The 20,140-nt window shown below is 64.3% G+C and carries 19 protein-coding genes; 13 read left to right on the top strand and 6 right to left on the bottom strand.

What is annotated here, in order from left to right:
- Window positions 1–61 precede the first annotated feature (61 nt).
- The 5 genes from J2Y55_RS15285 (at window position 62) to J2Y55_RS15265 (ending at window position 4,042) form a co-directional block, all read left to right on the top strand.
- Window positions 62–598: a C1 family peptidase gene (locus tag J2Y55_RS15285; RefSeq protein ID WP_310154682.1), complete on the top strand. Its 537-nt coding sequence runs from the start codon at window positions 62–64 to the stop codon at window positions 596–598.
- The gene (locus tag J2Y55_RS15280) at window positions 570–1,358 is read left to right on the top strand and encodes a hypothetical protein (protein ID WP_310154679.1); all 789 of its coding nucleotides are present in this window, start codon (window positions 570–572) and stop codon (window positions 1,356–1,358) included. The genes J2Y55_RS15285 and J2Y55_RS15280 overlap by 29 nt, the downstream gene beginning before the upstream one ends.
- Window positions 1,359–1,446: 88 nt before the next feature.
- A complete protein-coding gene (locus tag J2Y55_RS15275; RefSeq protein WP_310154677.1) occupies window positions 1,447–2,592 on the top strand; it encodes a nucleotide kinase domain-containing protein in 1,146 nt (381 codons plus the stop codon).
- Window positions 2,593–2,731: 139 nt separating this feature from the next.
- Complete coding sequence (locus tag J2Y55_RS15270; protein ID WP_310154674.1) at window positions 2,732–3,265, top strand: hypothetical protein; 534 nt, start codon at window positions 2,732–2,734, stop codon at window positions 3,263–3,265.
- A complete protein-coding gene (locus J2Y55_RS15265) occupies window positions 3,266–4,042 on the top strand; it encodes a dCTP deaminase (protein WP_310154670.1) in 777 nt (258 codons plus the stop codon).
- A 143-nt stretch (window positions 4,043–4,185) separates the two neighbouring features.
- Here J2Y55_RS15265 and J2Y55_RS15260 read toward each other — a convergent pair whose 3' ends face one another.
- The 6 genes from J2Y55_RS15260 to J2Y55_RS15235 form a co-directional block, all read right to left on the bottom strand.
- Window positions 4,186–5,010: an inositol monophosphatase family protein gene (locus J2Y55_RS15260; RefSeq protein WP_310154667.1), complete on the bottom strand. Its 825-nt coding sequence runs from the start codon at window positions 5,008–5,010 to the stop codon at window positions 4,186–4,188.
- A gap of 281 nt (window positions 5,011–5,291) precedes the next feature.
- Entirely contained in the window at window positions 5,292–6,128 is an 837-nt protein-coding gene (locus J2Y55_RS15255; protein WP_310154664.1) for an endonuclease/exonuclease/phosphatase family protein, read from the bottom strand.
- 29 nt (window positions 6,129–6,157) lie between these two features.
- The gene (locus J2Y55_RS15250) at window positions 6,158–7,024 is read right to left on the bottom strand and encodes a carbohydrate ABC transporter permease (protein ID WP_310154659.1); all 867 of its coding nucleotides are present in this window, start codon (window positions 7,022–7,024) and stop codon (window positions 6,158–6,160) included.
- Window positions 7,021–7,899, bottom strand: coding sequence for a carbohydrate ABC transporter permease (locus J2Y55_RS15245; protein ID WP_310154656.1), 879 nt, complete (start codon window positions 7,897–7,899; stop codon window positions 7,021–7,023). The genes J2Y55_RS15250 and J2Y55_RS15245 overlap by 4 nt, the downstream gene beginning before the upstream one ends.
- A 4-nt stretch (window positions 7,900–7,903) precedes the next feature.
- Window positions 7,904–9,208, bottom strand: coding sequence for an ABC transporter substrate-binding protein (locus tag J2Y55_RS15240; RefSeq protein WP_310154654.1), 1,305 nt, complete (start codon window positions 9,206–9,208; stop codon window positions 7,904–7,906).
- A gap of 51 nt (window positions 9,209–9,259) precedes the next feature.
- Window positions 9,260–10,303, bottom strand: coding sequence for an ABC transporter ATP-binding protein (locus J2Y55_RS15235; protein ID WP_310154651.1), 1,044 nt, complete (start codon window positions 10,301–10,303; stop codon window positions 9,260–9,262).
- A 536-nt stretch (window positions 10,304–10,839) separates the two neighbouring features.
- Between J2Y55_RS15235 and J2Y55_RS15230 the strand changes: the two genes are divergently transcribed.
- The 8 genes from J2Y55_RS15230 (at window position 10,840) to J2Y55_RS15195 (ending at window position 20,049) form a co-directional block, all read left to right on the top strand.
- Window positions 10,840–11,334 carry a hypothetical protein gene (locus J2Y55_RS15230; protein ID WP_310154645.1) on the top strand — a complete coding sequence of 165 codons (495 nt, stop codon included), beginning with the start codon at window positions 10,840–10,842 and terminating at the stop codon, window positions 11,332–11,334.
- A gap of 266 nt (window positions 11,335–11,600) precedes the next feature.
- Window positions 11,601–12,398, top strand: a complete 798-nt coding sequence (locus tag J2Y55_RS15225; RefSeq protein ID WP_310154642.1) for a FadR/GntR family transcriptional regulator — start codon at window positions 11,601–11,603, stop codon at window positions 12,396–12,398.
- Window positions 12,399–12,435: 37 nt separating this feature from the next.
- The gene (locus tag J2Y55_RS15220) at window positions 12,436–13,422 is read left to right on the top strand and encodes a sialic acid TRAP transporter substrate-binding protein SiaP (RefSeq protein ID WP_310154639.1); all 987 of its coding nucleotides are present in this window, start codon (window positions 12,436–12,438) and stop codon (window positions 13,420–13,422) included.
- A gap of 177 nt (window positions 13,423–13,599) precedes the next feature.
- Entirely contained in the window at window positions 13,600–14,178 is a 579-nt protein-coding gene (locus J2Y55_RS15215; protein ID WP_310154636.1) for a TRAP transporter small permease, read from the top strand.
- 7 nt (window positions 14,179–14,185) lie between these two features.
- Window positions 14,186–15,592 (top strand): TRAP transporter large permease, encoded by a 1,407-nt coding sequence (locus tag J2Y55_RS15210; protein WP_310154633.1) that lies wholly within the window; start codon window positions 14,186–14,188, stop codon window positions 15,590–15,592.
- Window positions 15,593–15,866: 274 nt separating this feature from the next.
- The gene (locus J2Y55_RS15205) at window positions 15,867–16,985 is read left to right on the top strand and encodes a mandelate racemase/muconate lactonizing enzyme family protein (RefSeq protein WP_310154630.1); all 1,119 of its coding nucleotides are present in this window, start codon (window positions 15,867–15,869) and stop codon (window positions 16,983–16,985) included.
- A 209-nt stretch (window positions 16,986–17,194) separates the two neighbouring features.
- The gene (locus tag J2Y55_RS15200) at window positions 17,195–18,664 is read left to right on the top strand and encodes a sensor histidine kinase (RefSeq protein ID WP_310154627.1); all 1,470 of its coding nucleotides are present in this window, start codon (window positions 17,195–17,197) and stop codon (window positions 18,662–18,664) included.
- Window positions 18,643–20,049 (top strand): sigma-54-dependent transcriptional regulator, encoded by a 1,407-nt coding sequence (locus tag J2Y55_RS15195; protein WP_310154624.1) that lies wholly within the window; start codon window positions 18,643–18,645, stop codon window positions 20,047–20,049. Before J2Y55_RS15200 ends, J2Y55_RS15195 begins: the two co-directional genes overlap by 22 nt.
- Window positions 20,050–20,140: the final 91 nt, after the last annotated feature.

Genomic DNA, 20,140 nt, shown 5'->3' with positions numbered 1-20,140 from the left:
TGCGGCAAGCGACGTCCACGCCGCCTTGCGGTCTCCGTGGAGAGCGTTGAGCTGCGAATTCGTGTTCTATCATGCCCAGCGACGCGCCGGACTTCCTCCGACAGAGGGCGCATACCTGGGGCATATCCTGGAGGCTGTTGCCGTCGATGGCCAACCGGTGGAGAGCGATTGGCCCTATCTGACATGCATTCCCGATAACACCGACGATTACGGTCCGCCGGCCGGCCTCCGTGTTTACCGACGCGGCAATGAGCTGGTCGGGATAGGCGTCGACGAGATCGTGCGCAGTCTAGATGCCGGCGTACCGAGCCTAATTGTGATGATGCTGTCGGACTCGTTTTATTTGCCCTCTGCAGATGGTGTGGTGATCTGCACGCCGGGCGAGAAGCCTGACCGGCTTCGGCTGCACGCTGTGGTGGCCGTCGCACACGGCAGCGTCGCTGAAGAACGCGCGATCTTGATACGCAATAGCTGGGGAGATGATTGGGGCGTCTCAGGCTATGCCTGGATTCCCGAGAGCTTCCTGACACCGCGGCTACAAGCGCTTGCCCTGCTTACGGAGGATGTCGATGTTTCTGGAGCGGATCTCGCAGCCTAGCAATGCGCGGGCTTGGTTGGCGGCATCACGAGCGGTGCACGCACGGTCTGGCCACGAGGCTCACCACGTCGTGATCGACGTTGAGAACTCGACCGTCGAAAGCGCTACCGATACCGCTATTATTGCGGAATTGGATGGCTTTCTTGTCCGGCACACCGAGACGGGTTTCCCTGTCAGAACCGTCGCGAACACGATCTTCCCCCAGTCGACGTATGAAGATCATGGCTCGCCGGATTTTTACGAAGCCTACATCACACGGGTTTTCCCGAAACTGAAGCGATCGCCGCGGGACTGGGGACGCTACTTTGAGCGCATGATCGCGTATCCAACGCCGAAAGGGCCGGTAAATTTGCTCGACACGCTGGTTCGGAAGATGAAGCGCAATGTGGCGGGCACGTCCGCTTATAGGAACATCTATGAACTGCCGATCTATAATCCGATGAAGGATGCAGAAGGTTCACCACGTGGCGGGCAGTGCCTGAGTTTCCTGAGTTTCAAGATAGATAAGGACCATCGCCTGCTTCTGTCGGCGATGTATCGCAACCACTACTACACCGAGAAACTTCTCGGGAACCTCGCAGGCCTGGGTCGGCTGATGCAGTTTGTTGCCGACGAAGCCGGGCTGATTGTAGGGCCACTCACGGTGGTTTCGACGCATGCGGTGGTGGACAATGGCAACGCGTCGCAGGCTGAACTGAAGGCAATGCATGCTCGCTGTTCGGCTATACTCGCTGCAGCAGCGCAGGTAGCAGCGGCATAGCTAGCTCATGGGTCGCTGTCGTCATCGAGTTGCGTTTCGAAACTGGCGCCGACCGCGTCATCTTCGCGCCCTTGCGACTATCCTATGGATGTCCGAAAAGCACCGCGCGCTAGTCCGATCGGGCGCGCAGGAGTCGGAGGACAAGCACATCTCTCACGCTATACCGCATCTGTCGTCGCTACCTACGCCAACAGCCGTCTATGACACGTTCTGGCGCTTCGCGGCCGAGCGGCTTGCGATGTATTATCGCCGTCTGATTCAGCCGACCGGACCGTGGTCCGCTGACGGGATCCTCAACAGCTACCGGTTCACAAACACCTATCGGGTGACCGACCGTGTCAGCCAGTATCTGATCCGCGAGGTGCAATATGGGAAGGACCGCTCGCAGGAGCCGCAGGAGGTCTTCTTTCGCACCCTGCTTTTCAAGACCTTCAACAAGATAGAGACTTGGGAGCGGCTCGAAGCCGTTCACGGATCGATGGTCTGGCGCACGGCAAAGCTGGCGGATTTCGACAAGACGCTCGACATGGAGATGGCGCGGGGCAGGACGATCTATTCAGCTGCGTACATCATGCCGGCGCCTCCTTTCGGGCAACGGCGCAAGCACAGTAACCATCTTTATCTCATCGCGAAGATGATGGATGACCGCTTACCAGATCGGCTGAGACAGGCTCCCGACCTGGGCAGCGTCTATGAGACTATCCGGCGCTATCCAGGGCTTGGGCCATTCCTTGCGTTCCAATACGCCATCGATCTGAACTATTCCTCGCTCATCGATTTCGACGAAGATAGCTTCGTCGTTGCCGGGCCGGGCGCATTGGACGGCATAGCTAAGTGCTTCGGTGTGGCAGCGGCGCGAACGCCCGAGGCAATCATCCATCTCGTGACAGAGCGACAAGAACAGGAACTCGCCAGCCGGGGGCTAGAGTTTCCGGGTCTGTTTGGAAGGCGACTTCAACCAATCGATGTTCAGAACCTGTTCTGCGAGATCTCGAAATACGCTCGGGTTGCGCACCCGGATGTGATTGGGACCTCGGGGCGCCAGCGGATCAAGCAGAGCTTTATCCCAGCAGCTCGACCGGTGCCGCCTGCCCTCTTCCCACCGAGCTGGAAACTCGATCCTTCTGTCTTGCCGTTAGCAGTTGAGAGCGTCGCTCCAGCTACGCATTCGCCGCATGACTTGTTCGCCGTGGGGATGGCTCGCCGAGGCCATTCTTTCTCAAAGGGGAGATAGATATTTGATAGGAGCTCTTCCATCGTCCAGAGCTCCTGTGGACTGTCAGGGTGGCGCTATAATGCGGCACTGCGGTTCGCTGACTAGGATGATATACTCGTCGAAATCGGCGATTCAGACACCAGAGGTGATGTGAGAGATGGGCAACGCCGCCAGAGATTCCAAGCGAGTCCGCGACGTTCTGTCTGCGAGCGAATTGCACAAGCTTCAGACGGAGCAATTTCGCCACGACCAGCGCAACCATAGCGATATCATCTGCTTGTCGAAACCCGACCGACTCAAGCACTACGGTCTGCACTTTGCAAAATACGCTGGGCGGATGGCGCGTGGAACAAAGGAAGCCATTGCGTTCGAGCGAACGGTTACAGACGCTGCGTTGGTCTGCTTTAGCGCCGCCAACACTCTACATCAGCGTCTTGATGCGTTTGAAGCCAAGAATGTTGGGCAGCAGGATCACCTGCTGGTCTTGACGGACGCCGCTGGCCGCTTCGCAGATGCATGCGAGAAGATTGATCACCTTGAGGAATTTGTGTCGATCGCTCGCGAAGCGAACCTGGATATCCTGAACTGGATTTTGGTTGTCTCGGCAGACTTCGACTTCGACCTGAGGTCCAACATTATGCAAAGGCGCAAAGAGCTGGCCTCTAGGCAGTTTTTCGTCGAGGAAACCTGAATGACCTTCTGGAGTGGAGAGAAAATCCTAAAAAACAAGGATGTAGTCGAATTTTTTGATGAAGGTAAGGTAGATGCCAACGCTTACAACCTAAGCATGGGCAGTTACTACTTTAAAACTTCGGACGGAGCGAACCCTGCACCAACTGCTATTCTGAAGGAGAATGAATCAATATTTATCCCGCCAGGGCAGTTCGCTTTCCTTTTGTCAAAAGAGACCATCCATATTCCCAACGGCGCGATGGCGTTTATTTCCATGCGCACGGGCATCAAATTCCAGGGCCTGATCAACGTCTCGGGGTTCCACGTCGACCCTGGCTACAGCGGCAAGCTAATTTACGCGGTCTTCAACGCAAGCCCGTCGCCAGTCCTAATTTCAGAGGGCGCGGCAATCTTTAAGATCTGGTTCGCTGACCTCGACAGGGAGTCCTCAAGCGATTTCATCTTCAAGGGAAAAGCGCAGAGCGCGATCAGCAACGATCTTGTCAAGGGCATGAGCAGGGAAATCTACTCGCTGCAGGCACTCTCCGATAAAATTCGCGATCTCGACCATCGTGTCGAGAAAGAGATGAGCGCGCAAAAGCCCACTATCGACAATCTGATGCTGGTTTGGGGCACTATCGTGATGGGAGTGATTGGAGCACTTATTCTCGCGCTGCTGACCTTCGTTCTTCCCAGCCTTTGGAGCGCGGGGCAGTGGTTACGTTCTCAACTCGAGACGCGACAGCAGGCGACGGCACCGCAGGCGCAACGCGTCGGGGACCCGCCAAAAAACTGACAACCGCTCCTGATCTCGCGATGCGGGTTGCTCGGCTGACGTAAACTACGAGTTCGCGTTCATTCTCCGGCCGTCCTTGCAGCAAGCCGAGGCGCACTGCGAGCGTGAAGTACAACTGTCGTGTCGCCCACACACTGCCTTCTTTAGCTCAGCAGGATCGTGCGGATCTCCTGCCAGCTCTCGGCGTCGGGCGCGCAGAGCAGGCCGAGCGTCGGCTGGGCCGGCCGGTAAGGCTCTCCGTCCAGCATGCGGACATGGCCGCCGGCCTCGGCATAGATCAGCGATCCCGGCGCGTGATCCCAGGGGCTGAGCCGGCCATAGAGCAGGAAATGGCCATTGCCCGCGGCAGCGAGCCGGTATTCATGGCCGCAGCAGCGCAGCGACGAGACATTGGCGAAGGCCGGCATGTGGCCGGGCAGCTTGCTGCGCAGCGGCTCCGGGAAATACTGCCAGCTCATCATGCCGGTCATCTCGCGGGGAGCCGCGGCCGGCGCCACCCGCAGATCGCGGGTCTTGCCGCCGGCGGAGCCGAGCCAGGCGCCCTCGCCGCGCAGCGCCATCGCACTGTCCTCGACGATGGGATCGTGGATCACCGCGGCGACGACCTCGCCCCTGACCAGCACCGCGGCCATGACGGCGAAGAGCGGCAGGTCGGAGGCGTAGTTGAGGGTGCCGTCGATCGGGTCGATGACGACGGCGAGCTCGGCATCGCCGAGACGCTCGACCAGCGCCGGATCGGCGGCGACCGCCTCCTCGCCGATCAGCACGGCGCCCGGAAAGGCCCGGGCGAGCTCGGCGCTGATGAAGCGCTCCGCCGCCTCGTCGGCCTCGGTGACGAGATCGGTCGCCGAGCGCTTCTCGCGGATCTCGCCCGCGGCCAGGTTGCGGAAGCGCGGCATGACCTCGCGGCGGCCCGCCTCGGCGAGGATTCCTGCAAGCGTCTCATGGTCCTGGCGTGTGAAGATCATTGTGGTCCAGTCGGTTAGAGCGTTTTGCATCTGAGTGAAACACGGACCCGTCATTGCGAGAAGCGAAGCGACGAAGCAATCCAGGAAGACGCAGAGCTCTGCCGTTCCTGGATTGCTTCGCGGAGCCTGTACTCGGGCTTGCCGAAGGCAAGACCCGGGTGCTCGCAATGACGGCTCAGTCAGATCGAAAACAGCTCACATCCAGAGCGTTTTCGAGCGAAGTGGATACCGGTTCGCGTGAAGACAATGTGATCAAATAAGGAGGTAGCCCGATGCGGCGGTCAGTCGAACTCGACGAGGATCGGCTGGTGGTCTGAGACCTTGGTCTCGACATCGCAGATGATGGTGCGGGCGCGCGCCGCGAGATCGGGCGTCGCCAGCACATAGTCGAGGCAGCTGGGCTCGCCATAGATCTGGTCGAACAGGTTCGCGGTCGGCGGATGCGGCGCCTGCCCCATCACCGCGGGCCAGAGGTCGACGAATGGCGGCTCACCACCGTCGAACGGCGCCAGCAATCGCGCCAGCACCGGATCATCCGGGCGCATGTTGAAGTCGCCGGTCAGCACGGCGCTCGCCGCGCTCGGCGTCATCCGATAGGTGTGCGGCCCGGCCTCGCGCGGCCTGGCGTGGCGGGCGAGCGCCATACGATGGGCCTCGCGAATGCCGTCGACCTGCGCGGCGCGTAAGCGCGACGACGAGTATTCGAGATGCGTCGTCATCAGCCGGACCGGGCCGAGCGGGGTTTGCGCCACCGCCTCGATCAGCATGCGCGGCATGTTGCGGGTCTCGGCCGCCTCCCAGGGCAGGAGATGGCGCAGCGCCTGGGCGACAGGATAGCGCGTCAGCAGGAGATTGCCGAAGCGGCTGCGGCCGCCCCTGCCGTCGTCGACATCGACGCCGATGCCCTCGATCGCGGTGAAGCCCGGCAGCAATTCGGCGAAGCAGGCGAACTGGTCGGTCTCGTCATTGCCGTCGAGCTCGGGGAAATTATCTGCGACCTCCTGCAGGCAGAGCACGTCGAAATCCGCCATCTGCCGGGCATGAGCGACGATGCGCGCCGGATCGACGCGGTCGTCCATGCCGCGGGCCCACTGAATGTTCCAGGTGATCAGCCGCATCTCACTTGATTCCCGTCACTTGATTCTCGTCACTTGATTCCTGCACGCATGAAGCTCTGCACGAACTGGCGCTGGAACAGCAGGAAGCCGACCAGCAACGGCGCCGAGGTCATCAGCGTCGCCGCGCAGATCACCGCCCAGTCGATGCCCTGATCGCTCGACGAGAAGACCTGGAGGCCGACCGTCAGCGGCCGCGACTCCACCGAATTGGTGACCAGCAGCGGCCAGAGGAAGTTGTTCCAGTGATAGCTCACCGAGACCAGCCCGTAGGCGATATAGGTCGGCCTGGCGAGCGGCACATAGACCTTCATCAGCACCTGCAAAGGGCTTGCGCCCTCGACGCGGGCCGCGTCGTCGAGCTCCTTCGGCACGGTCTTGAAGGTCTGCCGCAGCAGGAAAATGCCGAAGGCCGAGGCGATATAGGGCAAGGCGATGGCCGGGATCGTGTCGATCAGATTGACCCTGGCAAGCGTGCGGTAGTTCTCGACGATCAGCGCGTCGGGCATGATCATCAGCTGTGCCAGGATCAGCGCAAACGCGATGTCCCTGCCCCAGAAATCCTGCCGCGCCAGCGCATAGGCCGCCAGCGTCCCCAGCACGAGCTGGAAGGCAAGGATCATGGTGACGAGGACGAAGGTGTTGAGGAAATAGCGTGCGAAGGGCGCGGCCGCCCAGGCGCGGGTGAAGTTGTCCAGCGTCAGCGGCGCGGTCAGCACGAAACGGGTCGTGTACTCGGCTGGATGGATCGCGGCCCAGACGGCATAGGCCAGGGGCAGAACCCAGATCAAAGCGAGCAGGATCGCGCCGGTCGATTCGAGCGTCAGCGCCAGGCCCTTGGGCGCGTAAGGGTCGGGACGGGTGGTGGCCGCCGGCTGCGGTTGAGGCGCGCCGCTCATTGATAATGCGTCCTGCGTTCGAGCCAGCCATATTGGACGAAGGCCACCAGCGCGAGCAGCAGCAGGAGCACGCAGGTCAGCGCCGCGGCATAGCTCGTATCCCAGAAGCCGAAGCCGACCTGGTAGATGTAGAACAGCAGCAGCGTCGTCGCATTGTCGGGGCCGCCGCGCGTCATCACGAAGATATGGTCGATCATGCGGAAGGCGTTGATCACTGCATTGATCAGCACGAACAGCGTCGTCGGCATCAGCAGCGGGAACTGGACACGCCGGAAGAACGTCCAGCGCGAGGCGCCCTCGATCGCCGCAGCCTCACCGAGGCTGGGCGGGATCGCCTGCAGCGCCGCGAGGTAGAAGATCATGAAGAAGCCGGCCTCCTTCCAGATCGCAACGATGGTGACGGCGTAGAGCGCGGTGTCCTGCGACCCCAGCCAGTTGGTGCTGCGCCCGCCGAAGGCACCCACGATCTGCTCGAGCAGGCCGTATTGCGGGGTGAAGAAGAACAGCCAGATATTGGCGACCGCGATCATCGGCAGGATGGTCGGGGTGAAATAGGCCATCCGGACCAAAGTGCGGCCGGCGATCTTGTCGTTGACCCAGACCGCCATCAGCATGGCGAGCGCGATCGAGGCCGGGATCGTGCCGGTGGCGAACCAGAGATTATTCGCCATCGCCTTCCAGAAGATCGGGTCGGCCAGCATCTGCTGGTAATTGTCGAGCCCGACGAAACGCGCCGGGCGGCGCGCCCGCGGGGTCGACATGAAGCTGTCGACGAAGCTCGCGAGCGCGGGCCAATGCGTGAACAGGGCCAGGCAAGCCATGGCCGGCAGCAGCAGCAGCCAGCCATGGATCGTTGCGGTCGCGCGGCTGTTCATCGGCTCAGCGATAGGCCTTCAGGATGCGCTCGGCTTCCGCCTGGGCCTCGGTCATCGCCTGCAACGGCTGCTTCGTGCCGGTGAGGACCGCCTGCAGGCCGTCATTCAGCGCCTTGGTGACGCGCTGGTTCTCATGGGTCGAGAGCTCGGCGACGGCGGTCGGCAACTGGTCGCGGGCGACGAGGGCCTGGGGGAAATCGGCGACGTATTTCTTCATCGCCTCGGTCTCGTAGGCCGCCGGCGTCACCGCGACATAGCCGGTATCGGCGCTCCATTGCGCGGCCCGCTCCGGCGTGGTGATCCAGCGCACGAATTTGAACGCGGCTTCCTGCTCGGCCGGGCTCGCCTTCTTGGAGAGGTAGAAATTGCCGCCGCCGGTCGGGCTGCCCGGCTTCTTGCCGGCGGGCAGCACGGCGACGCCGAAGGGGAATTTTGCGTTGGCCCTGACATTGGTCAGGTTGCCGGTGGTGGTCCACATCATTGCGACCTTCTTCTCGAAGAAGTCGCGTGGCGTGGTGCCCCATTCGACGATGCCGGGCGGGTGAACCTTGTATTTCTGCGCCAGGTCGACCCAGTACTGCAGAGCCTCGACGACGCCAGGATTGGCATAGTCGGTCTTGTCGCCGGCCGGATTGGCGAGAATGGCGCCGGCCTGCGTGGCCAACCCCTGGAAGAGCCAATAGGGGAAGCCGGAAGACGGTATCTGGATGCCCCACTGGCTGGTGTTGCCCGCAGCATCGCGCTTGGTCAGCTTCTGCGCGAATTCGAGTTGCTGCGCCCAGCTGGTCGGCGGCTTCTCGGGATCGAGCCCCGCCTCCTTGAACAGCTCCTTGTTCCAGTAGAGCACCACCGTGGAACGCTGGAACGGAATGCCCCAGGTCTTCCCACCTGTCTGGCTGTTCTCCATGAAGCCGGGGAAGAAGCCCGAGAGCCACTTCTTGTCGTCTTCGGTCTTGATGAAGGGGTCGAAGGGAACGATCGCTTCCTCGTCGATCAAGGTGAACATGTCGGTCGAGAGCAGCACCGAGAGCACCGGCGGCGTGCCGCTCTTATGCGCGGTCAGCGCCTTGACGATGGTCTCCTGATAGGTGCCGGCATAGATCGGCTTGACCTTGATGGTCGGATTTTCCTTCTCGAACCCGGCAGCGTAGGTGTCGATCAGCTTGGTGATCGGCCCGCCCACGGCGACCGGGTAGAAGAAGGACAGCTCGGCCGATTGGGCCAGTGCCGGTTGCGCCATCGCAAGCGAGCCGGCCAGAGCCGCGCTGCCGCCGATGAATTCACGCCTGTCCAGATCTCGCTTGCTCATCTGTTGTACTCCCCTTCGTACGGCGTCTTGAACGCCTTGGTTATCCAGTCGTCAGCCGAGGACGAGCCTCTGCTCGGTCTTCAGGTCGAACCAGTGCACCGCCGCCTGTGACAGCTTGATGTGCACCCGCTCGCCCGCCGCGGCGCGGACCTTGCCGGGCCGGCGCACGATGAAGGGCTGGCCGTCGATCCGGGTCTCGACCAGCGTGTCGGCGCCGAGATACTCGACCGCAACGACATCGGCGGCGATGCCGGCATCGCTGAGTTCGGTCATTTCGGGCCGGATTCCCACCGCAAGCAGGCCGGGCTCGGCATGGGCGGGAGGCGTGAGGTCGGCGCCGCCGCCGGCCGCCAGGACCGAGGCGAGCGGGATGACGTTCATCGGCGGCGTACCGACGAAGCGCGCGACGAAGATCGTCGCCGGATTCTCGTAGAGCTGGTCGGGTGGCGCATCCTGCTCGATCCGCCCGTTGCGCATCAGCACGACCTGGTCGGCCATCGTCATCGCCTCGACCTGGTCATGCGTGACATAGACCATGGTGATGCCGAGGCGCTGCTGCAGCTCGCGGATCTCGCGGCGCATCTCGACGCGCAATTGTGCGTCGAGATTGGAGAGCGGCTCGTCCATCAGGCAGACTGGGGCCTGCGCGACGATCGCCCGGCCGAGCGCGACGCGCTGCTGCTGGCCGCCCGACAGCTGCGAGGGCTTGCGCTCGAGCAGGGTGGTGAGCCCCAGGATCGAGGCGGCGCGGGCGAGCCGCTCGTCGCGATCCGCGCGCGAGACCTTGCGCACCTTCAGCCCGAACAGGATGTTCTCCGCCACGGACAGATGCGGGAACAGCGCATAATTCTGGAACACCATGGCGATGCCACGTTGCGAGGGAGCCGCGCCGGTGACGTCGCGCCCGCCAATGACGATCGACCCGGTGCTGCTGTCCTCCAGCCCTGCGATCAGCCTGAGCGTGGTCGACTTGCCGCAGCCGGACGGGCCAAGCAATGCCACGAGCTTGCCGCCCGCGACGGTGAAGCTGACGTCATCGACGGCGGCCGCGCCGCCCCAGCTCTTCGAAACGGCCTTGAGCTCTACCGAAACCATCCGCGACCCGGCCCCCAGCAAGGCGTCGTGAGCAGGACGCTGGCCTGCCGGCTACGAGCCGAGGCACGAGCATGATGCTAAAATTTGTGCGGAGACAAGAGCGTGCCGGTACGGGTTCGGCGCGCTCCAGTGCGATCTTCCGCAAGCGGTCGAGCTTCGTCCGCGCCGGCCCCTCACACGCGCCCGAAACCCGTATGTCGCGAAGAGCCGGAATGGACGCCATTTGGATGTATCGAACGCGATGCCCGGCCGCTGACGTCAAGCGGTCGCCGGAAAGCGGAGATCGAGCCCGCGGCCTTCGGCTTGACGCTCCCGAGGCGCGGTTGAGTCTTGTCCGGCCGCCGGAAGGGCTTGTCATCTTTTGCCGGCGTTCAGTTCGGCGAGAATGCCGACCACCTCGCGCCGGCTTTACTGCTCCCGCATACAGGGCGTTCATACTAGGAGAAGTATTGACCTGAATCGCCTCTGCGATATCGACGTATTGACTCAACCGCTCAAACGCGTTCCGCTTCGTTACCATAGGCGAGGCTGGCAAGATGATCTGGCGATTGGCTTTGATTAGTTTCGTCCTGAGCGCGCCTGCTGCCGCGCAGGAGCAGTCCGCCTACCGTGTTGGGATGAAGATCGCGCAGGGACGAGGGTATGACAACGCCGACTGCTACGCGCGCGTCTTTGCCCGGCATGCGGTCGCCGTTGAGAGAGAGAGCGGCAGACGCGGCTGGCATGCGGCATCGACGCCTGAGTACAATGCCGAGCAACGTTCGCGCTGCGGTATCGACCGGCTGCAGGCCCGGACGCCACGTCGCCAGGCGCAGGCTGACGGCGCCGGCAGCATCCCCTACCGGATCGGTCTTGGGCTGGCCGCACATCGTGATATCTACGGAGCCAGCGGCCGCTGCTATGCACGTATCTTCGAGACGTTCGCTTCCCGAGTGCCTTCTCCCGACCGGAACATCAGATACGGCGTCTTCGGCGCGGCCGAGCAGGGTTTCGCTCGAGAATTGCAGCGCTCATGTGGCCTGTCCTATTAGAAGCCGTTCGAGCGAAGCGGAGACCGGCTCGCTTGAAGACAATGCGGTAAAACAAGGAGCTGGAGCATGTCCGCGTTTCGGAGACGCGCGGAAGTGCTCCAGGAAAAGGTGGCGGCCAGGGCTCGAGAATGCGCCGCCGCGCCCCGGCGGTTCGGCTCCGTGGCCTTGACTCATGATCTGACGAATGGTCACTTGGCCAGGATTGGCCTGACCAACTGGCCAAAATTCCCGCAACGTCGGGACCAGGAAACGCCGGGAGAGAGTTTTTGCCGCTCGAAGTGGTCGAGTCGCCGCGCCTGTATCGCCAGATCGCCGATCAGCTGCGCGGGCTGATCGAGCGGCGCGAATTCGGCGTCGGCTCGCGCCTCCCGCCCGAGCGCGAACTCGCCGAAAAGCTCGGGGTCTCCCGCCCCTCCGTTCGCGAGGCGCTGATCGCGCTCGAGGTCGAGGGGATCGTGCGGATCAAGATGGGCTCGGGCATCTATGTGCTCGATCAGCCCGCTGGCGCGCACCGCAAGGCGACCCCGCCCGAGGGCGAAGGTCCCTTCGAGTTGCTCAAGGCCCGCGAGCTCATCGAGAGCGGCATCTGCCGGGAGGCGGCGAAAGTCATCACTCCCGGCGACATCGCCGCGCTCGATGCGATCCTGCTCCAGATGGGCACTGGGGGCCTCAGCAGCGACGAGCTGATCCGGCTCGACCGGGCGTTCCATGTCACGATCGCCGGCACGCTGGGCAACGGCGTGCTGGTGCGCTGCGTCGGCGAATTGTTCGACCAGCGGATCAACCCATATTTTGCGCGGCTGGCCCGCTATTTCGAAGACGACCAGTCATGGCGCGAAACCTGGGGCGAGCACGGCGTCGTCCGCGACGCGCTCGCCGCCCGCGATGGCGCGGCGGCCGGCCGCGCCATGCGCCGGCACATCCAGAATTCGCAGATGCGTTTCTCGCGCAGCTTTGGCGACGGCCAGGGCGCCGAGAACCATGCCTCCGAGAAGCAGAGCTTGGAGAACCGGATCTCAAGCGGACGAGCGAGCGTCAGCGCGCGTCCGCCACGGCAGAAATGACGCAACTCGTTCGCAACGACCCAGGGAGAACGCCACCATGAAGACCTTCGTCACCATTGCCGCGCTCGCCGCCGGCATCGGCCTGCTCAACGCCCCCGTGCAGGCCCAGACCAAGCTGAAATGGGCCCATGTCTATGAGACCTCCGAGCCCTTCCACACCGAGTCCGTCTGGGCCGCCGACGAGATCAAGAAGCGCACCAATGGCCGCTACGAGGTCACGGTTTATCCGGCCTCGCAGCTCGGCAAGGAAACCGACATCAACCAGGGCCTGACGCTCGGCACCGTCGACATGATCATCTCGGGCTCCAGCTTCGCAGCCCGCGCCTACCCGCCGATCGGCGTGACCTACTACCCCTTCACCTTCCGCGGGCCCGACCATCTGCTCGCCTATGTCAAAAGCGACGTCTTCGCCGAGATGGCCAAGGGCTATCAGGAGAAGAGCGGCCACCAGATCCTGGCTGTGAGCTATTACGGCACGCGCCACACCACCTCCAACCGGCCGATCAAGTCCTGCGCCGACATGAAGGGCCTCAAGATCCGCGTGCCCGACGTGCCGGCCTATCTCGCCATGCCGCGCGCCTGCGGCGCGAACACCACGCCGATCGCCTTCGCCGAAGTCTATCTCGCGCTGCAGAACGGCACGGTCGAGGCGCAGGAGAACCCGCTCAACACCATCGAGGCCAAGAAGTTCTACGAGGTGCAGAAGAACATCATCCTGACCGGCCATATCGTCGATCACCTCAACACGGTCGCCTCCAAGCAGCTCTGGGACAAGCTCTCGCCGGAAGACCGCAAGATCTTCAGCGAGGTCGCCCAGGAGGCGGCCGCGCGCACCACCAAGAAGATCCAGGCCGACGAAATCAAGCTGGTGCAGTTCTTCAAGGACAAGGGCATTGCGGTCACCGAGATCGACAAGGCCGACTTCCTCGCCAACGTCCAGAAGAACGTCACCTTCGAGCAGTTCGGCTACCGCAAGGCCGACTGGGAAAAGATCCAGGCGATCAAGGACGGTCAGGGCTCCTGAGCTCTCGCGACCGGCATCGCGTCTTCCCGTCATGGTCGGGCTTGTCCCGGCCATGACGGTCTTCGCTTCATCGACCCAACGCAGTGATCAGGATGGCGATGCTCGCCATGTGCGCGAGCATCGCGACGGACACTGCGTCGCCTCACCCGTCGCCCCACCCCGCCGCTGGACCCGTCCATGACACCGACGCCCGAAATCCACACCAAGGTCACCGGCGACGAGCTCGCCCATGTCTTCGACGAGGCGCCCCCGCCCGCCGATCTCAGCGGCTACGGCATCGAGGACTGGGTCACGCTTGCCGCCTTCTGGGTGATGGTCGGCTGCGTCATCCTGCAGTTCTTCACCCGCTACGTCCTGAACGACAGCTTCGCCTGGACCGAGGAGATCGCGATCTACGCGCTGATCGTCGTGGTCTTCCTGGGCGCGTCGCTGTGCGTGCGCGCCTCGCGCCATATCCAGGTGGATTTCCTCTACCGCTATCTCTCACCACGCACGGGGCGGGTGCTGGCCAGCTTCGTCGACATCGTCCGCATCGGCTTCTTCGCCTATGCGACCGTGCTGATGCACCGCTACGCCTCGCTGATCCCCGACGAGATGATGACCACGATCCAGTTCCCGAAAGCGGTGATCTTCTATGCCGTCGTCCTCGCCTTCGCGCTGATGACGCTGCGCTCCATCCATGTCGCCTGGCTGAACTGGCAGCGCGGCTATTCCGTTCTCGAGAGACCGTCCGCCTTCGACGGTTCGGAAGCCTGAGGCCGCCATGCTCATTCTCCTCGGCTCCTTTCTCGGCCTGATGATCCTGGGCGTACCCGTCGCGATCGCGATGGCCGTTGCCTCGCTGGCCTTCATCCTGATCAGCGGGACGGTGCCCGACGTCATCCTGGCCCAGCGCATGATCGCCGGCGTCGAGAGCTTCCCGCTGCTGGCCGTGCCGTTCTTCATCCTGGCCGGCAACCTGATGAACATCGCCGGAGTGACGGGGCGCATCTATGCCTTTGCCGTCTCGCTCGTCGGCTGGATGCGTGGCGGTCTCGCACAGGTGAACATCATCGGCTCGGTGATCTTCTCCGGCATGTCGGGCACCGCGATCGCGGACGCTGCCGGCATCGGCACGATCGAGATCAAGGCGATGAAGGACCATGGCTACTCGACCGAGGTCGCGGTCGGCGTCACCGCCGCATCGGCGACGCTGGGGCCGATCATCCCGCCTTCGCTGCCTTTCGTCATCTATGGCATGATGTCGAACACCTCGATCGGCGCGCTCTTTCTCGGCGGCGTCATCCCCGGTGTGGTGATGACGCTGTTCATGATGGCCACCGTCGCGATCTTCGCGCGCATCTACAGCTGGGGCGCCGACGCCAAGTTCTCCCTGCGCGACCTCGGCACGGCCGGCGTCGAGGTGGTCGTCGTGCTCGGCTTTCCCGTCCTCGCCTATGGGCTGGTCTGGATGGGCCTGTCGGAGAACGTCGCCATCGGGCTGGCGCTCGCCGCGCTCTTGGCGCTGGATTATTACTTCGACTTCTCGGCGGTGATGGCGCTGATGACGCCGGTCATCCTGATCGGCGGCATGACGCTGGGCTGGTTTACGCCGACGGAAGCCGCCGCCGCAGCCGTGATCTGGTCTTTGTTCCTGGGCCTCGTCCGCTATCGCTCGATGACGCTGCGCAGCCTGACCAAGGCGACCTTCGACACGATCGAGACAACGGCCTCCGTGCTGTTCATCGTGACCGCGGCCTCGATCTTCGCCTGGCTCCTGACCGTTTCGCAGACGGCTCAGATCCTGTCGGACCTCATCCTCGGCCTGACCCAGAACAAATGGGTGTTCCTGATCCTGGTGAACCTGCTGCTGCTGTTCATCGGCTGCTTCCTCGACACCATCGCCGCCATCACCATCGTCGTGCCGATCCTGCTGCCGATCGCACTCAAGCTCGGCGTCGATCCGATCCATTTCGGGCTGATCATGACGCTCAACCTGATGATCGGGCTGCTGCATCCGCCGCTCGGCATGGTGCTGTTCGTGCTCTCGCGCGTCGCGGGACTGTCGGTCGAGCGGACCACCATGGCGATCCTGCCCTGGCTGATGCCGCTCTTTGCGGCGCTGTTTGCGATCACCTTCATTCCCGAGCTGACGCTGTGGTTGCCGCGCTTCATGGGGATGATCCGCTGAGAGCCTGTTTGGAAACTCCGGCCCTCATCCAGAGGAGCCTGGCCCTTGGCAACAATCGCGCCGTCATCCCGGGCGACCGCAGGGAGACCCGGGATCCATGCCTGGACCTTTCGCGATAGGCGTTCCGGCATGGATCCCGGGTCTGCGCTTCGCTCCGCCCGGGATGACGGCGCATTTCGGCACGAAACTCCAACCTGCTGAAATCATTGACCACATTATCTAAGGGCCCTGGCTTCCGCCCGCGCCGAATTCGAACTCAAGGGACAGGAACAGGATGAAGATCGTCGCCGTCGAACCGTTCATCATGCATCTGCCGTTGACGCAGAGCTCGATTTCCGACTCCACACACAACGTCACGCATTGGGGCGTCGTGGGAACCCGCATCCGCACCGATGACGGGCTGGAAGGCTACGGCTTTACCGGGACGCATTCCCACCTCACCTCGGACAGGCTGATCACCAGCTGCATCTCGGACTGCTATGCGCCGCTGTTGATCGGAGAGGATGCGAACGACCGCACGCGGCTCTGGACCAAGCTCGCGCGCCATCCCGCCCTGCAATGGGTCGGACGTGCGGGCATCACGCATCTCGCGCTGGCTGCGGTCGATGTCGCGCTCTGGGATCTCGCGGCCAAGAAAGCGCAGATGCCGCTGTGGAAGTTCCTGGGCGGACAGGGCACGCAGCGGCTCGAAGGCTACAACACCGATATCGGCTGGCTGTCCTTCACCCAGGACGAATTGGTCGCCGGGTCCAAGCGCGCCGTCGAGGTCGACGGCTTCACCCGCATCAAGCTCAAGGTCGGCCATGACGATCCGACGACCGATATCGACCGGCTCACCGCGGTGCGCGCAGCGGTCGGACCGTCCGTGCGCATCGCGATCGACGGCAACGGAAAATGGGACCTGCCGACCTGCCTGCGCTTCTGCGCGCAGGCCACGCCGCTCGACATCTTCTGGTTCGAGGAGCCGCTCTGGTATGACGACGTCGCCAGCCACGCCGCGCTGGCAAGGGCGACCTCCATTCCCGTCGCGCTTGGCGAGCAGCTCTATACGCTCGACGCCTTCAAGGCCTTCCTCTCGGCTGGCGCGCTCAGCTTCGTACAGCCCGATGTGACGCGGCTTGCCGGGATCACCGAATACATCCAGGTCGCCGACCTCGCCCATGCGCACCGGCTCCCGGTCGTGCCGCATGCCGGCGAGATGAGCCAGGTCCATGTCCACCTGTCCTACTGGCACCCGGCCTCGACGATCCTGGAATACATTCCCTGGATAAAGGATCATTTCGAGGAACCGATCCGCGTCGAAGGCGGCGTCTACGCCCTGCCCCAGCATCCCGGCGCGGGGACGACACCGCTGGCGGCAAGCCTCGAGCGCTTCGGTCAATCGCTCCGCTAGAGCCACGAAGTCATTGTCAGGCGGCCGATGCGAGGGCTTGGCCGCATAGCCACCATCTGCGTTCAGCGTCGCGCGCCGGGCTTGCGGCTTTCACCGCCGTGCCGCAGCTTGTCCTGGCGAGCGCCGCTTGCTTCGGCCGGCGGCCGTCCGAATATGTCGAGGCTCGACCATGCGCATCCCGGCATTCGCCGCAGACCGATGACATGCTGATGTCCCTGCGCTCCCTGCTGATCGGGCTCTGGATTCTGATCGTCCTGTCGGCGGCCGCGACCGGCTTCCTCTTCGTTTCGTTCTACCGGGAGACGGCGAGCGTTCAGGCCGGGCGGGCGCAGGACAGGCTGGTCTCGGCCTGCCGCGGCATCGCCGACCGCTATGCGTTCTTTGCGTCCGGCTGGCGCGGGCCGGGTACGGGCCGGACCGACGACGAGCTGCGCCGGCAGTTGACGAATCTCGTCCAGCTCGCGCTCGCCCGCTCTCCGGAGATCGAGGGCGGCATCTGGCGCGAATCCGAGGGGTCGCTCGCCTATGCCTTCCCGACCTATGAGGGAACCGGCCCGAAGACGGACCTGCCGGCGGCGGAGCTTGCGACGATCGGCGAGGTCAACGCCGCTACCGCCACCGCCGGCAAGCCGGCGACGGTGGAGCGGCGGGGGCGGTCGCAGATTCTTCTCCTGCACGCCTGCCCGCTCGGCGGGCCCACTGACGCCACGCTGACCGGCTGGACCATGACGCGGATCGCGGCCGGCGTCGGGCCGGCCTATGACCGGCTCATGACCGGGTTCGCGGTTCTCGCACTGACGGTGCTGGGCTCGGCGCTCTGGCTGGGCTGGCTCCTGGTCGCGTGGTCGCGGCGGATCGCGCGGCTGGAGGCCGATCTCGCGGCCGGCCACGATGCCGACCTGCCCCGCCTCGCGCCGACGGGCCTGCCCGAGCTCGACCGCCTCGTGCATGCGCTCAATGCCAGCGGGGAGAGACTGTCCGACGCCCGGCGACGGGCCACCAGTGCCGAGCGGCTGGCGGCGGTCGGACGCCTCGTCGCGGGCGTCGCCCATGAGGTCAGGAACCCCGTGGCCGCCATGCGGCTCAAGGCGGAGAACGCTCTCGCCGCGGGAGACGCGCAGCGCCGCACAGCCGCGCTCGGCTTCATCCTCGAGCAGATCGCCAGGCTCGACCGCCTGTTGCGCGACCTGCTGACGATGAGCCAGCCGCGCGAACCCAGGGCCGAGACGGTCGATCTCGCCCGCTTCCTCGCCGGGATCATCGCCGCCTTCGGCGACCGGGCGGCCGCGGTCTCGGTCAAGCTGATCGACTGGCTCGGCGCGGATGCCGCAACCGGAGAGCCGCCGCGCTTCGACGCTGGCGAGATTGGACGCATCGTCGAGAATCTCGTCGGCAACGCCTTGCGGCATACGCCGGCCGGCGGCAGCGTCGAGCTGACCGCGGCAAGGCGGGGCGAGAATCTCGTGATCGCGGTGCGCGACGACGGCCCCGGCGTGCCCGCCGAGATCCGCGAACGCCTGTTCGAACCCTTCGTGACCGGCCACCCGGAGGGCACCGGCCTTGGCCTGGCCATCGCGCGGGAAATCGCCGGCGTCAATCGCGCGACCTTGCGCCTGCTGCCCTCGGATCGGGGAGCCCATTTCGAGATCGAGCTGCCATGGCACCATCGACCATCCTGATCGTCGACGACGAAGCCGGCTTGCGGGAGAGCCTGGAAGAGACGGTGCGCGATCTCGGTTACGAGGCCGCAACGGCCGCATCCGGGCGAACCGGCCTCGACCGCCTGCGGGCCGAGCCGATCGATGCGGTCCTGCTCGATCTGCGCCTGGGTGGCGAGATGGACGGCCTTGCGGTTCTCAAGGCGATCCGCGCCCTCCCCGCGCCGCCCCCGGTCACGATCCTCACCGCCTATGCGACGGCGGATAACACCATCGAGGCGATCCGGCTCGGCGCCTTCGACCATCTCACCAAGCCGATCGGCCGCGCCGAGCTCGCCGACACCCTGATGCGGATGCTCGCCTTGCGGGCGATGGAGCAGGCGGCTCCGACGACTGCGGAGGACGGGCAGAGCGCCTCCCGCTTCACCCTGGTCGGGTTGAGCGAGCCGATGCGGATGGTGCAGAAGGCCATCGGACTGGCCGCCGACAGCGACACCACCGTCCTCGTCACCGGCGAGACCGGCACCGGCAAGGAGCTCGTCGCGCGCGCGCTGCACGAATACAGCCGGCGCAAGCCGAGGCCGTTCATCGCCGTCAACTGCGCCGCCATCCCGTCCGAGCTGCTCGAATCCGAGCTCTTCGGGCATGTGAAGGGCGCCTTTACCGGTGCGGCAGCCGACCGGAACGGCGCGTTCCGCGATGCCGATGGCGGCACGCTCTTCCTCGACGAGATCGGCGACATGCCGCCTGCCATGCAGGCCAAGATCCTGCGGGTGCTGCAGGACAAGATCGTCACGCCGGTCGGAGGGCGCCCGGCCCAGGTCGATGTCCGTATCGTCGCGGCCACGCATCGCAAGCTGCCCGAGCGCGTCGCGCAGGGCCTCTTCCGCGAGGACCTCTACTACCGGCTCAACGTGCTTACGATCCCGCTCGCTCCGCTGCGCGAGCGGCTCGCCGATATCGTGCCGCTGGCCGAGCATTTCCTGCGCCTGGCAGCGCGCCCGGGCGAACGTCCGAAACGGATGACGGGCGCGCTGGCGGCGTCTCTGCTCTCCCGCCCTTGGCCCGGAAACATCCGGGAGCTCAAGAACGCCATCGACCGCGCCGTCGTGCTGGCGCGGGGCGATGCGCTCGATGTCGCAGATATGGGCGATGCCGGTATCGAGACGGGGCCGGCCACCTCCCCTGCCGGATGGCTCGACGGCGACCTGCCCGCCGCCGTGGCCAGGCTCGAGACCGAGATGATCCGCCGCGCACTCCTGGCCTGCGCCGGGAACCGGACCGAGGCCGCCCGGCGCCTCGGCATCAATCGGCAGCTTCTCTACACCAAGATCGAGCGCTACGGGCTCGACGCCGACGAGGCGTCCGGATCCCTGACGGCGGCTGTCAGGAATACGGACGGATGAGAGAACGACTGACCAAGCAAGCCTTTGAAATATAACGGCCTGGCTGTTGGCACACCGGTTGCGGATGAGACATCATCCCGCCGGGCAGCCG

It is taken from the genome of Allobosea sp. BE125 (genome assembly GCF_031456075.1).
Lineage (GTDB): Bacteria > Pseudomonadota > Alphaproteobacteria > Rhizobiales > Beijerinckiaceae > Allobosea.
Note: the sequence above shows the minus strand (reverse complement) of the source record. Positions and strands in the feature narration are given on the sequence as shown.

Excerpts from the sequence above, each read along its gene's own strand:
- J2Y55_RS15195 (WP_310154624.1), top strand. The coding sequence starts at position 18,643 with ATGGCACCATCGACCATCCTGATCGTCGACGACGAAGCCGGCTTGCGG.
- J2Y55_RS15245 (WP_310154656.1), bottom strand. The coding sequence starts at position 7,899 with ATGAACAGCCGCGCGACCGCAACGATCCATGGCTGGCTGCTGCTGCTG.
- J2Y55_RS15205 (WP_310154630.1), top strand. The coding sequence starts at position 15,867 with ATGAAGATCGTCGCCGTCGAACCGTTCATCATGCATCTGCCGTTGACG.
- J2Y55_RS15265 (WP_310154670.1), top strand. The coding sequence starts at position 3,266 with ATGACCTTCTGGAGTGGAGAGAAAATCCTAAAAAACAAGGATGTAGTC.
- J2Y55_RS15230 (WP_310154645.1), top strand. The coding sequence starts at position 10,840 with ATGATCTGGCGATTGGCTTTGATTAGTTTCGTCCTGAGCGCGCCTGCT.
- J2Y55_RS15255 (WP_310154664.1), bottom strand. The coding sequence starts at position 6,128 with ATGCGGCTGATCACCTGGAACATTCAGTGGGCCCGCGGCATGGACGAC.
- J2Y55_RS15275 (WP_310154677.1), top strand. The coding sequence starts at position 1,447 with ATGTCCGAAAAGCACCGCGCGCTAGTCCGATCGGGCGCGCAGGAGTCG.
- J2Y55_RS15270 (WP_310154674.1), top strand. The coding sequence starts at position 2,732 with ATGGGCAACGCCGCCAGAGATTCCAAGCGAGTCCGCGACGTTCTGTCT.
- J2Y55_RS15260 (WP_310154667.1), bottom strand. The coding sequence starts at position 5,010 with ATGATCTTCACACGCCAGGACCATGAGACGCTTGCAGGAATCCTCGCC.
- J2Y55_RS15250 (WP_310154659.1), bottom strand. The coding sequence starts at position 7,024 with ATGAGCGGCGCGCCTCAACCGCAGCCGGCGGCCACCACCCGTCCCGAC.
- J2Y55_RS15240 (WP_310154654.1), bottom strand. The coding sequence starts at position 9,208 with ATGAGCAAGCGAGATCTGGACAGGCGTGAATTCATCGGCGGCAGCGCG.
- J2Y55_RS15235 (WP_310154651.1), bottom strand. The coding sequence starts at position 10,303 with ATGGTTTCGGTAGAGCTCAAGGCCGTTTCGAAGAGCTGGGGCGGCGCG.
- J2Y55_RS15200 (WP_310154627.1), top strand. The coding sequence starts at position 17,195 with ATGTCCCTGCGCTCCCTGCTGATCGGGCTCTGGATTCTGATCGTCCTG.
- J2Y55_RS15220 (WP_310154639.1), top strand. The coding sequence starts at position 12,436 with ATGAAGACCTTCGTCACCATTGCCGCGCTCGCCGCCGGCATCGGCCTG.
- J2Y55_RS15215 (WP_310154636.1), top strand. The coding sequence starts at position 13,600 with ATGACACCGACGCCCGAAATCCACACCAAGGTCACCGGCGACGAGCTC.
- J2Y55_RS15280 (WP_310154679.1), top strand. The coding sequence starts at position 570 with ATGTTTCTGGAGCGGATCTCGCAGCCTAGCAATGCGCGGGCTTGGTTG.
- J2Y55_RS15210 (WP_310154633.1), top strand. The coding sequence starts at position 14,186 with ATGCTCATTCTCCTCGGCTCCTTTCTCGGCCTGATGATCCTGGGCGTA.